The 13,619-nt window shown below is 70.8% G+C and carries 10 protein-coding genes; 6 read left to right on the top strand and 4 right to left on the bottom strand.

Features of this window, described 5'->3' with window-relative positions; genetic code table 11:
* Nucleotides 1-66: 66 nt before the first annotated feature.
* Nucleotides 67-1,221 carry a hypothetical protein gene (locus tag NITAL_RS15305; protein WP_211262437.1) on the bottom strand — a complete coding sequence of 385 codons (1,155 nt, stop codon included), beginning with the start codon at nt 1,219-1,221 and terminating at the stop codon, nt 67-69.
* Nucleotides 1,222-1,829: 608 nt separating this feature from the next.
* Between NITAL_RS15305 and NITAL_RS15300 the strand changes: the two genes are divergently transcribed.
* The 3 genes from NITAL_RS15300 (at nt 1,830) to NITAL_RS15290 (ending at nt 5,087) form a co-directional block, all read left to right on the top strand.
* Nucleotides 1,830-2,603 (top strand): Crp/Fnr family transcriptional regulator, encoded by a 774-nt coding sequence (locus NITAL_RS15300; protein WP_052667112.1) that lies wholly within the window; start codon nt 1,830-1,832, stop codon nt 2,601-2,603.
* A 98-nt stretch (nt 2,604-2,701) separates the two neighbouring features.
* Entirely contained in the window at nt 2,702-3,547 is an 846-nt protein-coding gene (locus NITAL_RS15295; RefSeq protein WP_052667111.1) for a WecB/TagA/CpsF family glycosyltransferase, read from the top strand.
* On the top strand, nt 3,540-5,087 hold the full coding sequence (locus NITAL_RS15290; protein ID WP_052667110.1) for a lipopolysaccharide biosynthesis protein: 1,548 nt from the start codon (nt 3,540-3,542) through the stop codon (nt 5,085-5,087). Before NITAL_RS15295 ends, NITAL_RS15290 begins: the two co-directional genes overlap by 8 nt.
* 32 nt (nt 5,088-5,119) lie before the next feature.
* Here the strand turns inward: NITAL_RS15290 and NITAL_RS15285 are convergent, their stop codons facing one another.
* The 3 genes from NITAL_RS15285 to NITAL_RS15275 form a co-directional block, all read right to left on the bottom strand.
* Complete coding sequence (locus NITAL_RS15285; RefSeq protein WP_052667109.1) at nt 5,120-6,229, bottom strand: glycosyltransferase; 1,110 nt, start codon at nt 6,227-6,229, stop codon at nt 5,120-5,122.
* 39 nt (nt 6,230-6,268) lie between these two features.
* Entirely contained in the window at nt 6,269-7,432 is a 1,164-nt protein-coding gene (locus NITAL_RS15280) for a glycosyltransferase family 4 protein (protein WP_169786856.1), read from the bottom strand.
* Nucleotides 7,433-7,663: 231 nt separating this feature from the next.
* A complete protein-coding gene (locus NITAL_RS15275; protein WP_052667107.1) occupies nt 7,664-9,874 on the bottom strand; it encodes an S-layer homology domain-containing protein in 2,211 nt (736 codons plus the stop codon).
* 432 nt (nt 9,875-10,306) lie between these two features.
* Between NITAL_RS15275 and NITAL_RS15270 the strand changes: the two genes are divergently transcribed.
* The 3 genes from NITAL_RS15270 to NITAL_RS15260 are packed head-to-tail and all read left to right on the top strand — an operon-like array spanning nt 10,307 to nt 13,613.
* A complete protein-coding gene (locus NITAL_RS15270) occupies nt 10,307-11,599 on the top strand; it encodes a hypothetical protein (RefSeq protein ID WP_157041866.1) in 1,293 nt (430 codons plus the stop codon).
* The gene (locus NITAL_RS15265) at nt 11,596-12,438 is read left to right on the top strand and encodes a glycosyltransferase family 2 protein (RefSeq protein WP_052667105.1); all 843 of its coding nucleotides are present in this window, start codon (nt 11,596-11,598) and stop codon (nt 12,436-12,438) included. The genes NITAL_RS15270 and NITAL_RS15265 overlap by 4 nt, the downstream gene beginning before the upstream one ends.
* Nucleotides 12,438-13,613, top strand: coding sequence for a glycosyltransferase (locus tag NITAL_RS15260; protein WP_052667104.1), 1,176 nt, complete (start codon nt 12,438-12,440; stop codon nt 13,611-13,613). Before NITAL_RS15265 ends, NITAL_RS15260 begins: the two co-directional genes overlap by 1 nt.
* Nucleotides 13,614-13,619 lie beyond the last annotated feature (6 nt).

The following is a 13,619-nucleotide window of genomic DNA, read 5'->3' as shown; positions in this document are numbered from 1 at the left end:
CGCTCCTCGACGTCGCTCGGAACGATAGCGCACGAATCGTTCCGAGCGAGCGGACGCCTCCGGTGGTCAGTCGCGCGCGGTGGGCTCCCGCTGGGCATCCGGGAGGTCGCGAGGCTCGACCTCGACCTGAGGTTCACCCTGAGGCTCCCCTCGAGGTTCCAGCCGGTCGCCCCGGTGGACCCAACGGAGGAAGCGCACGCCGAGGGCGTCGAGGCGCCAGCTCGCATCGCCGCCGCGCATCGATGCGGTGCCCGCCAGTGCCGCGAGCGTGAGCGGGACGGCGGGCACGTGCCAGATGGGCTCGAGGCAGGCATGGGCGATCGATCCGGCGATCACGACGCCGGCCACGATCGAGCCGGGGCCACCTCTCGGTCGCGCGACCCAGGCCAGCGACCACCACAGCACGGCGAGGAGGAGCAGTCCGCCGACCAGCCCCGTCGCGGCGGTGAACTGGAGCGGATCGTGGCGTGCCCAGCCAGGCGCGTCGGTGCGGACGGCCACCGCTGGATCGTCGGTCAGGTGCCCCGTGCCGTACCGCGGCGACTCGGTGACCGCGTCCAGCGCCGCGCGCCACGGCTCGACCCGTTCGGCCCCGGGACCACCGAACAACAGGTCGTCGGGCAGTGGCAGGGAGGCGTAGGTGACCGTCCCGAGCAGGAGGACGACCGCGGCCAGCCCCGGCCAGACGATGACCCAGCGGCGCTCCTGCATCGGGAGCGCGAGCAGAGCGATCGTCGACAGCAGCACCACCGCGGCGATCGCGGTCGCAGCGAGCGACCCCGAGCGCCACGTCAGCCAAGCGAGCAGCAGGGCCATCGCCCCGAAGGCCAGCCGCGCCCAGATCGGGCGGGCACGGAGGACCACCACGGCCGCCGCCCCGGTGCCGGTGGCGAGCAGCGCTCCTGCGGCCTCGGTGGATCCTCCGGGCCCGATGCCCTGCACCAGGTCATCACCCGCCACCAGGGCGTACACCACGACGCCGGCGACGATCAGCGCCGGCGCACCCGTGCCGTGGAAGAACGCCGCCCACCTCGCCAGAGTCGCGACGATCGCGACCGCGAGCACCAGGCTGACCAGCGGCCCGCCGTCGGCGTCCTGGACCCGCGACGCCCACCACACCCACGCGGCGAGCCCGAGGACCAGGGCGAGACCGATCCGATCGATCCGCCGGAACCTCGGCCACCACCGCGCGGTCGCCCCCTCGGCCACCGGCGAACCCACGATCACGTCCTCGCTCCCGCTCGCGAGGGTAGGGAGCCGGCCGCGGAGACGTCGGTACGACCGGCCGTGCTTCGACCCCGGGAGCCGTCGATCGCGGAGCGGGCGCCAGGGGTGGCCGGGTCCGGCCAGCCGGGACGAGCGACGGCACGTGACACACGCTCGGTACTCCGGCCCTCACCCCACGTGGCCAGCGTTCGGAAGGACGCAGTCCCATCGAGTCGCTCGACGTGGACCGGTGCGCCACGGTACGCCAACCTTTCGGCGCGGATCAGGCGGCGTCTGCGACCGACGTGGCCGATCCGCGGTGGCACCACCGTCGCGAGCAGGCCTTCGGGTCCTCGCGACCGGGCGTCCGCGGGCCCCCATCTCGCGGACGCCCTCCGGTCACCGTCCCCCTCCGCTCACGGTCCGACACGCCGATGTCACCGTGCGCTGATGTGACGTGCGCCGCGCAGGTCAGGTGGCGGCGGAGCTGCGCGCGTGCTGGTCAACCCGGGCTCGCCGTGGGAGGTTCGACGTTCGTACGTCGGCTGTGCGTGGGCACCGTGGGGCCGGTGGGGCCGGTGGGGCCGGTGGGGCCCGGTGGGGCCCGGGCAGGAAGGGTGGCCGTGGGGACGCCAGGTGCAGCACATCGACGACGAGCGCCGCGGCGAGGCGGGCCGGGCGTCGCGCACGGCACCACCCGCAGCTCGCTGCTGCTCGGTGCGCTGCCGCCGGATGATCTCGTCACCCTCATCGAGGGCTCGCACGGGCTCACCGGACGGCGGGGTGACCGGCTCGCTGCGCGCACCGACGACGCGGTGACGGTGATCCTGCACGGGGTCGCGGCCGCGAGGACCTCCACGATCGACGGCGAACACACCATCCACTCGCTGCGCGGGCCCGGTGACGTGCACGGGCTGACGGTGGCGCTCGGCCACCCGGAAGCCGGTGACGAGCTGGTCGCGGTCGACCAGGTGGACGCGCTCGTCCTGCCGGGTGGCCACGTCCGCGACCTGGTGGCACTCCTGCCTTCGGTCACCCGGGCTGCCGTCGCCGTCATCGCCAACGAGCTGGCTGCGCTGCGGGTCGAGGAGGCGAGGTTCGCCAGCAGGTCCGCCAGCTACCGCATCGAGCACCGCCTCCTCGAGCTGGCCGACCGGTTCGGTGAGCGCGACGGCGCCCGGATCCTGGTCACCCTCGCCCTGACGCAGGAGGAGCTCGCGTCGTGGGCGCGGACCTCGCGGGAGTCGGCCGCGAAGGCGCTGCACGACCTGCGGGTCGCCGGCATCGTGACCACCGGTCGACGCGAGCTGATCGTCGAGGACCTGCCGGCACTGCGACGACGCCACGATGGAGGCCCGGACCGCACCGTGGCCGCCCTGATGCGCGCCATCGGCTGAGCCGGCCTCGTGCGAGCGACGCGTACGACACGGGCGGACGGTTCCCTGGCATCATCGGGGTACCCGCAGGATGGGGTCGCGAGCGGGAGGGGACGTCGGTGGCAGGGACCGGTGACAGCGAGCGCGATGACGCCGCAGCTGACGATCGGGCGGCTGACGATGGTCGCGGACCCGCGCCCGGCCGTCGGGTCGACATCCTGGGGACCGGCATCTCACCGTCCTCCTACGCGCGGGTCCTGACGGCCATCGAGCACGCCCCGCTCGACCGCGCGCAGATCCTCACCTTCTGCAACGTTCACTCGGTCATGACGGCCAGACACGACGCAGCCGTCCACCGTGCCCTCGCCGCCGCCGATCTCACCAACCCGGACGGGATGCCGCTCGTCTGGGTCCTCCGTCAGCGGGGCCACCGCGAGCAGTCACGCGTCTACGGGCCCGACCTCATGGAGCTCGCGCTCGCCAGCGGTGTCCCGCGGGGGTGGCGACACTTCCTCTTCGGAGCCAACGACCACACCCTCGACCTCCTCACGACGTACGCCGAGCGGCAGGCCCCCGGTGTCCGTATCGTGGGGCGGCACGCGCCGCCGTACCGGCCGCTGACGGCGGCCGAGGACGACGCCATCGTCGAGCACATCCGCGCCTCGGGAGCCAACCTGGTCTGGGTCGGCCTCGGCATGCCGAAACAGGAACTGTGGATGCATCGCGTGCGCGACCGTCTGCCGGGCGTCACGCTGCTGGGGGTCGGGGCCGCGTTCGACCTGCTCAGCGGCACCGTGCCCCAGGCGCCAGACTGGCTCCAAGAGCGTGGTCTGGAGTGGGCCTACCGCCTCTGGAGAGAACCCCGCCGCCTCTGGCGGCGGTACCTGTTCAACAACCCGGCGTTCGTGGCGCTCGTGGCCGTCGAGACCATCCGCTACGGCATGCGGAACCGCCACCGTGGCTGAACTGCCGCCAGCTCGTTCGACGTCCGACCTCACGCGGCAGACCCTCGCCGGCCTCCAATGGACCTACCTCGGTTCGGCCGTCAGCGTGGTCTTCCAGTTCGGGATGACCGCCGTCCTCGCCCGGTTACTGAGCCCAGCGGCCTTCGGCCTCGTCGCCCTGGCCGGCCTCTTCCTCCGCTTCGTCAACTACTTCGCGCGGGCTGGCGTCACTCAGGCGCTCGTCCAGAAGGCGACCCTCTCCGCTGTCGACATCCGCGCCGGCTTCACGCTGAGTGCGGGACTCGGCACAGGGTTCGCCGTTGTCGCCCTGTTCCTCGCGCCACTGGCGGGCACGATCGCCCAAGACCCGGCGCTCGTCCCCGTCCTGCGCTGGATGGCGGTAGGCCTCGCGCTCAGCGGTCTGGGGGCCCCTGCTACCGCTCTGCTCCGGCGCCACCTCAGGTTCAAGGCGCTCACCCTCGTCGGCATCGTGTCCTACCTCGTTGGCTACGCGGGCGTCGGGCTCGCACTCGCGTTCTCTGGCGCCGGCGTGTACTCCCTGGTCTTCGCCCACTTGGCGCAAACGGCCGTCAACACGGTTGGTGGGTACGCGATGGTGAGGCATCCGGTGCTGCCGGCTCTGACCGCTCAGCCCTACCGGGTGATACTCGGCTTCGGCGCTCGGATCTCGGTCATCGGATTCTTCGAGTTCCTCCGATCCAACCTGGACACCCTCGCGGTCGGCCGGTTCGCGGGAGCTACCCAGCTCGGCTTCTACAACCGTGCGAACCTGATAGCGGATCTCCCCGCTTACCACCTGGCGCACGGGTTGTCGCAGGTGCTTTTCCCATCGTTCTCCTCGATCCAGCACGAGCACGCCCGGCTGCGCGATGCCTACCTGAGCGCGGTCGGGGTGACCGCTGCCATCGTCCTCCCGATGAACCTCGGCATGGCCGTCGCCGCCCGGGAGATCGTCCTCGTGCTGCTCGGCCCACGATGGACCGGCGCGATCGAGGTCATGCCGTGGCTGCTGCTGGCCAGCAGCATCTCCCTGGTCGGTCACTTCGCCGGCGTGGTCGCGGAGGCGCAGGCGGCGCTCAACGCCAAGATGCTCATCGCCGCCGGCTCTGCCTTGACGCTCGCTGCGCTGCTCCTCCTCGCGCGCGGCGGCCCTCTCTCCGGCTACGGCGCCGCCCTGGCAACCACGGCCTTGGTCTCTCACATCGGCTACGTCGCGCTCATCTCACGCACGCTCGAAACGAGGCTTGGTGCGTTGTTCCGGCCCTACGGTCGTGCGCTCGTGGCCGCAGCCGTCGTAAGCGCAGCGATAGCAGTCGGCCGGATGGTGCTCCTTCGGTTCACGGGTGCTCCCGTCGCGGTCGTGCTAGTAGCCGAGGTCGCGACTGGTGCCATCACGCTCGGCCTGATGTTCAGCGTCGGCCCGCTCCGGCCCCTCCGTGGCGAACTCGCGGATCGCCTCGCTGCCGCAGGCGTGCTCGATGCGCAGGGCGGCGTGATCTGGCGGACCATCGGCCGTCTGGTCAGACCGCCGACGGGCTGAGCTGACGGCACATGACGGATGCGGCCCCGTCGTCAGCCACCGCGTCGCGCCACCTCGCGGTACAGCTGCCTGTAGGCATCCACGTACGCCTCGACACCGAACTGATCGCGCACCATCGCCGCCGCTCGATCCACCCAGTGCTGGCGCGACCCACCATCCATCCGGGCAACCTCCGCGAGCGCGCCGGCAATCGGTTCGGGATGCGGCGCCACCCACCATGCGAACGGCAGGTGCGGGCGGAGGTCACGGAGACCGGGCACGTCGGCGAGCACCGACGGGATGCCACAACCCAGCGCCTCCAGCGCTGCCACCGGGAACCCCTCATGGTGTGACGGCATGGCGAAGCAATCGGCGGCTTGGAGGATGGCCGGTACGTCATCGACGAAGCCGAGGAACTCCACCTGGCCGCTCAACCCGTGTCGGTCGACGAGTTCACGCTCGCCCGTCTCGGCCTCTCGCTCGATCCCGACGTGGAGCAACGTCGCTGCGGGGGCAGCAGGCATCGCCAGTGCCTCGATGAGCGCCGCGTGGTTCTTCACCTGCGCACAGTTGCCGAGGACGACGACGACGAAGTCCTCGTCTCGCAGGTCGAGCTGGGACCGAGCTCGACGCCGCTCCATGGCCGTCGCCGGGCGGAACCTCGCCTCGTCGAAGGTGTTCACGACTCGGACGGTGCGGTTACCGAACCGCCTGCGCTCAGACGACTCGACGGAGGCACCGATCGCCACGTGGACGACACCGGTGCTCCGCAGGAGCGCCCGCTGGAGTCGCCGTTCGAGGCGGAGGCGTCCCTCGAAGGCGAAAACGGTGTGGATGGTCCGGATGACGCCGGCACGGCTGATGACACGTGGTACGGCGGCAAGCAGGAAGTTCGCACGCTCAGGATGCACGTGGACGACGTCGTACCTGCCGGTCCGCTGCAGTCTGACGTAGGCTGACACGAAGTGTCCAACGGGGTACAGGGGGATGTGGTGGATGCGGTACCCGGCTCGCGCGAGCGTCGGGGCGTACGGGCCTACATCGTTGCCGACCGAGAGGACCTCGAGATCGAGCCCGCGCTCCTTCCACGGCTCGGCGGCGATACGCAGCATCGTCTCGGCACCCGATGGACGGATCTCGTTGAGGACGTGCAAGATCTTCACAACGGCGTCCTCACCTGTCACAGCCCGAGCCACGAGCCATCACCGTCCACCCGATCCGACGCGGGTCAGCACGTCCACGTACGCGCGAGCAGCCGCGTCTGAGCTGAACCGTTCGCGTGCACGCTGTTGCCCTCGTGCCGCTGTCTGGAGCGCGAACGACTTGTCGCCGAGAAGCCGCGAGATGCCGTCTGCGATCGCCGCGGGACTTCGGACGTCCACGAGGACGCCCGCTTCATCCTCCAGCAGCCACGGGACGGCGCCGCTGCGGCGGCCGCCCAGTACCGGGAGACCCAGCGCCATGGCTTCGAGGATGACCATCCCGAAGGACTCCTCGAGGGAGGGATGGACCAGGAGACGGGCCGAAGCGATCAGGCCAGGTAGCTCCGCACGGTCGATGGGACCGTGGAAACGGACGGCCTCGGTGAGCCCGCGCCGTCGTGCCCACTCGTACGCAACGCCGTTCACCTCGTAGCCTTGGCCGACGAGTACGAGCTCGGCGTCATCCTGCTGTTCGCGCACAGATGGCCAGGCGGCGAGGAGCCGCGTGACGTTCTTCCGACGACCGAAACCGGCGTTGACCGCCACGACCTGGACGCCGATCGGCTGCGGGGCCGGGGCATCCAGCCACATCGGTCCAACCGCGTTCGGCAACACCGCAACCGATCGACGGGTGATGCGGTGAACCTTCCCGGCCATGTACGGGGACACAGCCGCGAAGTGCCTCCCGCGAGCGAAGACCATCCCCTGCATGAGGAGTCGCGCCGCTCGGTAGGCGTCGCGGGCGTGCCAGAGGATCGTGGGTGCCCAGTCACGAACCGTGACGAGCGTCGGGAGCCCGGCATCGAGCGCGCCGAGCGCGTACTCGTAGGTCCAGTGCGCGCTCACCGCGTCTGGGCGCCACGAACGCAACTGCCCTTCGATGAAGGACCGCTCCACAGCGAACAGGTCCCGGCCTCGGCCGCGATCCCTGGACGGACCGACCGCCAGCCGGACACCGTCGCCGTGGAGGTCGACGGGGTGGTCGAGCCTTGGATCCAGCGTCACCAGGTCCAGACCGTCGACGAGCGGCGCCAGCGCAAGCACCAACTCCGTGACGGAGTGCCCTCCATGGCCCTGGGGCACCATCGCCCCGTCCCCGGGCACCAGCACAAGTTCCTCGGCCAAACGACGCGCATCGAGCGGTGCCGCGATCGCGATGTGCAAGCTGACGACCTCATCCCCCGGGTCACCGCGGACCCTGGATGCCTCCGGATCCTCCCGGCCCAGCGAACCTACCCGCGTCGCGCGACCGAGGCCGCTGATCGCTCCGACGCACGTTTCGCCGGGTCGGCGGCTGCCAGACGACATGCTGCTGGCCACGGTGCCCGCCGCCGAACCCATCGGTTCGGTGGGAGCACCGTGGCCAGCTACCGGGCACGTCGCCTCAGGTGTGCATCACTTGCCAGTGTGCGCGGCCCCACCAGCCTGTTCGAGGAGGCCGATCGCCTTGGCGCCTTCACCGGTGTGGGCATGCCACATCCCTTGACTCTGGGGCGACTGTGGGTACGTCGGGAAACCAGACCCGCTCCGGCGCCACGCGTCCCGGATGAGCGCGTCGGTGGGCGAGAACCTGGCCACCGTCGCCGCCGGGATCACGTCGTGGTAGAAGTGCGGGAGGGCCAGGGGCTGGCCGTCGTTGGTCCTTCCCCACCCGTCGCTGACGTAGCGGCTCATCGACCACGCGAAGAAGTGCACGTTCTTCTGGGTGAACCCGCCCGTGACCGGAACACCTGCGGTGCCGTCGAAGCCGGCGGTGGTTCCGTAGTTCCACAGGCTCAGGTCACCCCGCTTGGCGTGGTACTCGGTCATCTCGACGAGGTTCGCGAGCACGTTGGCCGAGTACAGCCAGCCGGTCTGGGGCGATGCGTTGGTGTACTTGGTGCGATCACCGCGCTCGAAGTCGCCCTGGATGCCTTGCGGGAACACCGAGAACCGGATCGTCTCCTCCACGAACCGCCGGCTGTGCAGCAGCAGTTGATCGACGGTGAACCGCCCGTAGTTGGGACCGCCCGACGTGGGTGCGACGTAGCCGTGAGCTTTCAGGTAGTTCGCCGCGAGACTCGCCGCCGAGGCCACACCCGAGTTCCGGTTGTTGTAGTACCTGGCGAGCGACCCGATCAGCGGGCCCCCGTCGTAGCTCTTGCGATCTGCGTTGGCGGACACGTTGATCTTCGTGTAGTCCCCCTGCTCACGACCTGGAAGGACCTTCCCGAGCGATTCGAGGTGGAGCCACTTGTAGGACCAGTTGGCGTAGTCGTAGAACCAGCGGTCCAAGGTCGCGTTCTCGGCCGTGGTGAACGCGTCGCGACCCAGCATGTCCCGCGCCTTGATCAGGCGGGTCATCCAATGCGCGGTGTTGAACATCGGTGAGGGAGTGGAGCCCGGGTAGTTGACCGGGTAGTTGGTGGCGTTGGCGTAGTCGTGCGACGAGTGGGTCGCGTGGTGCAGCAGCAGCGTCTTCACTTCGTGCTTCAGGAGGTCACGCTTCGGGTGCTCGGGCTGGGTCATGTAGACCCAGGCAGCATGCATCGGACGGGCGTACGTCATGCTGTTCGGCCAGGGATCCCCGGAGCTGTACGGAAGCGAGGGCTGGATCCAGTACGACGCCTGCGGGTCGGCGAGGAACGCGTTCGCGAGCGACACGGAGCGTGCGCCATCGCCCGGCGAGTAGATGCCGCCGTGTCCCGCATCGCCGGTCTTGTAGAACGCCCCAGCTCCGGTCATCGCCGACTGCAGGCGCACGAGGTCATCATCGGAGAAGAGCATCCGCTGCCCCGAATCAGCCACGGGGTCCGTGACCGGCTCAGGGTCCGTGACCGGCTCAGGGTCCGTGACCGGCTCAGGGTCCGTGACCGGCTCAGGGTCCGTGACCGGCTCAGGGTCCGGTTCAGTGGTGGTGTCCTTGCCTGGCCTGGTCAACCCCTTGCCGCCACCCTTGCCGTTCTCCCTCGACGCTGCCGTGACGAGGTCCTCGGCGGCCCGGAACAGCAGCGACGCGAACTGGGCGCGGGACACCGGAGCCTCGCCGCAGAACAGGCCGTCCCCGCACCCGAGCGTGATGCCAGCGTCCGCCAGCGCGCGGATCGAGGGTTCGTGCACGCCCCCCTTCACGTCGTGGAAGCCCGGGTGCGACCCGGTCGGCTCGAGGCCGAGCGTCCGGGCGACGACCGTGGCCATCTGTGCACGCGTCACCGCCTGGCCCGGGCAGTAGGCCGTCGAGGAGCAACCTCGCACGATCCCGCGGGCGGCCAGTGCGGCGATGCCGTCGTGGTGCGGCGATGTCGGACTCACGTCGGCGAAGCGGGCTCGCCCATCGGCGGTCAGGCCGAAGGTGCGTGCTACCAGCGACGCCATCTGGGCGCGGGTGACCGCCTCGTTGGGGCAGAAGCGCGCCGGCGCGCACCCGAGGGTGATCTCGGCGCGTGCCATCTGCTCGATGGCCGGCGCGTGTGGCGAGCTCGGCGAGACGTCCGTGAACCGAGGACTCTCGTCGGATCCGGCGGCGTGCGCAGCGTCGGGTGGGTGGATCCACGCGGCCACGAGCAGCACGGCGAGGAGGGCAGCGAGGCTGCGACGGAAGGTGGTCGAGAGCGGTGAGGTATCCATGCTCGGCGAATCGACAGGGGCCGCACGAGCCTTGAGGTCCCGTTCGGGAGGCACCGGAGCCACGGGCGTTCGCAACGACGTGCGAGGAGCGTCGTTGACGTCCGACCGGCCCGCGCGTGTGCGACCGGCGGCCGACCGGCGGACCGAAGACAGCACAGACGTGCTACCGCTGCGGCGGTCGGGAACTAACCGGCGGCCCGACAGGACGGCACGCGCACGACGGATCGATGTCGTGCCGCGCGGGCGCCGAGCGAGGGGCGCTCGTTTCAGGCCGCTCCCGCGCACGGTGGTGACCGCGCGACCTTCGATGCTGTCGGCTGCAGCAGCGTGACGGGCGGCGTATGTTCGAGCGATGGGTGGTCCGCCTCGTGGTCGCAACCTCGGGTCGGTCACCTCCGGTGGGCGCTGACCGCGAGGGGCACGGTGGAGATGGTGGGAGTCCTCGGCGTAGGCGCCGTAGCCGGTCTGGCGCTGCTCGAGGTCACCATCCGCCGTAGCGACGTCGGGGCCAGCCTCGTCCTCGGCCTCCTGCTGCTCAGGGAGACGGGCTTCGTCGACATGGGGGTCGCGGCCGGCCCCGTCCGGATCCAGGCGACCGATCTGGTCTTCGTCGTGCTGTTCGCAGCAGCGGTCGCACGCCTCCTGCGCATGGATCGCTCCACCACGACTCAGCGGCTGCTGATCACCATCGGCCTGCTCACCATCTGGGCGCTCGTCCGCGGGACCGGTCCCTTCGGCATCCCCGCCGCGGTCAACGAGGCGCGACAGTTCCTCTGGTTCACGGGCAGCGCCCTGTACTTCGCGACGGTCGAGCCGCGCCGCGAACTCCTCGACCGCATCGGTCGGCTGTGGCTGGCGGCTGCCGTGATGCTGGCGGTGATCGCCCTGATCCGGTGGGTCGGGAACACCGCCGGCCTGTCCGGTGGCTTCTTCGGACGCGACGACGACCTCCGCGTGCTACCCGCCGCGATGACGCTCATCATCAGCCAGGCGGCCATGCTCTCGTTCCCGTTCATCGTGGACCGCACCGCTGGCTGGCGCCGCTACCTCGCGCCCGGCCTCCTCGTGCTCATCGTGGTCCTGCAGCACCGGACGGTCTGGGTCGTGACGGCCGTCGGCGCGCTCCTGCTCTGCCGGCGGGAACGAGCGATCGCCAGGCGTGCCGTCACGCTGTTGCTGTCCGTGATCGTCCTGTTCACCGCTCTGGCCTTCGCGCTCTTCGACGACGCCGAGATCCAGCTCACCGATCAGCTGGCCACGTCGGCGCAGTCGACGGCGACCTTCGAGTGGCGGCTCGAAGGCTGGCGGGCGCTCCTGACCGACACCGGTCCGGAGGGCGTGGAGGAGGTGGTCGCCGGCAAGCCCTTCGGCAGCGGGTACGAGCGGACCCTCCCGAACGGCCGGACGGTCAGCGGCCACATCTCGCCACACAACTACTACGTCGAGGCGGTCCTGCGCGTCGGTGTGGCGGGCCTCCTCCTCCTGGTGCTCATCTACGCCATCGCGCTCCGCGGGACCAGCGCCGTGAGCCGTTCCGGGTCCGTGGGCGCCGGGCTGCTGACCCCCACGGTGCTTCACGTCATGATCGCGGTCCAGCTGGTCTTCTACGTGACGTACGCGCCGGACATGTCCCAGGCGATGCTCCTCGGTCTCGGCTGCGCGGTGGCGTCCGGTGACACCGCCGGTGCCCGGCCGGTCCCGCACCGGACCGAGGTCGCGGCGTGACCCGGGTCGCCGTGCTGCTGACCTGCCACAACCGGGCGGACCGCACCGTCGGGTGCCTCGAATCGCTCCGTCGCCAGGCGGACAGCACCGCCGCATCCCTCCAGGTCGTTCTCGTCGACGCCGCGAGCACGGACGGAACAGCCGACATCGTGGCCGAGCGGTTCCCCGACGTCACCGTTCTGAGGCGCGGCGACGACCTCTTCTGGAACGGGGGGATGCGGGTCGCGCTCGCACACGCCTACGGGACCGATCCGGACCTGTACCTGTGGCTCAACGACGACGTGGAGCTCGACCACGACGCCACCGCGACCCTCCTCTGCACGCACGAGGAGCTGCAGCGGAGCAGATCCGAGCCCTGCATCGTCGTCGGCAGCACGCGCGACCCCGAGACCGCAGACCTCACCTACGGCGGGGTGATCCGCCCCGATCGCCGGCGGCCGCTGCACTACGAGCGGGTCGAGCCGAGCGACCGCCCGCAGCAGGTCGAGACGATGAACGGCAACTGCGTCCTCGTCCCGCGCGAGATCGTGGCCCGGATCGGGAACCTCGCCGCGGCGTACACCCACGGGATGGGTGACTACGACTACGGCCACCGCGCGACGCGAGCCCGTGGTGAGGTGTGGATCACGCCCGGCACCATCGGCACGTGTGCCCGGAACCCGACGGTGCGGCCGGCCGCCTCCTTCGACGAGCACCGGCGCCGTGCGACCAGCCCGACGGGCGGGCTGCCGCCAGCAGAGTGGTTCACCTTCGCCCGGCGGTGGGCTGGTCCGCTGTGGCCGATGTACGCCGTCAGCCCCTACCTGCGGCAGTTCGCGCGGTGGGCCCGGAGCCGCTGATGCGGATCCTGCAGCTGCACACCGCCTACCGCCAGGCCGGCGGGGAGGACCGCGTCGTCGCGACCGAGGCCCGACTGCTGCGGGACGCGGGCCACGAGGTCATCACCTACCAGAGCGCCAACCCGGAGGGAGTGCGCACGGGCCTCTCGCTGGCAGCGGCGCCGTGGAACCCGGCACGGGCGCAGGCGGCGTCACGCGTCGCGGCACGCCTCCAGCCGGACGTCGCCCACGTCCACAACACCTGGTTCGCGATGTCGCCAGCCGTGCTGGCGCCCCTCCGCCGCCTCGGCATCCCCGTGGTCATGACGTTGCACAACTACCGGCTCGTGTGCGCCGCGGCGACCCTGTTCCGGGACGGCGCCACCTGCGAGGACTGTGTCGGCACCCACCCCTGGCACGGCGTCCGGCACGCGTGCTACCGAGGGTCACGCGCACAGTCTGCCGTCGCCGCCGCCACGATCGCGTTGCACGCCCGGCGTGGAACCTGGCATCGCGACGTCGACCGGTTCCTCGCGCTGACCGAGTTCGGCCGCCAGGAGTTCATCGCCGGCGGGCTCCCTGCGGCACGCATCGCCGTGAAGTCCAACTCCGTCGACGATCCGGGGACGCGGCCTGAGCCGCCCTCCGCGTCACGCACCGTGGTCTTCCTCGGCCGGCTCACCGAGGAGAAGGGCATCCGTACCCTCCTCGATGCCTGGCGGCGCTCCCCCAGCCAGCTCCGCCTGGTGATCGTCGGGACCGGACCGCTGGAGGCCCAGGTCCGTCGCGAGGCGTCCGCCCGGGTCAGGGTCGTTGGGTCGCTCCCGCTGGAGGAGGTGACGTCCCTCCTGCTGACCGCACGGGCGCTGGTGCTGCCCTCGATCTGGTTCGAGGGGCAGGGCTTGGTCGCGCTCGAGGCGGCTGCGGCCGGTCTACCCGTCGTGCTGTCCGACCTCGGCGCCATGGCCGGACTGTTCGCACCGGGTGCCGACGAACTGCTCTTCCCGGCGGGTGACGTCGACGCGCTCGTAGGACGACTGGCTCGGCTCGAGGACGATCGGTTCGTCGACGGGTACGCAGCGCACACGCGCCGCTGCTTCGAGGAGCGCTACACGCACGATGTCGGCCTTCGGACGCTCGAGGATGCCTACCGAGATGCGATCGAACACGCCGTCGCCTCCGACGGACGCGCCTGATGCGCT

The organism is Nitriliruptor alkaliphilus DSM 45188 (genome assembly GCF_000969705.1).
Classification (GTDB): Bacteria; Actinomycetota; Nitriliruptoria; order Nitriliruptorales; family Nitriliruptoraceae; genus Nitriliruptor; species Nitriliruptor alkaliphilus.
This window is presented reverse-complemented; position numbering and strand designations above follow the sequence as displayed.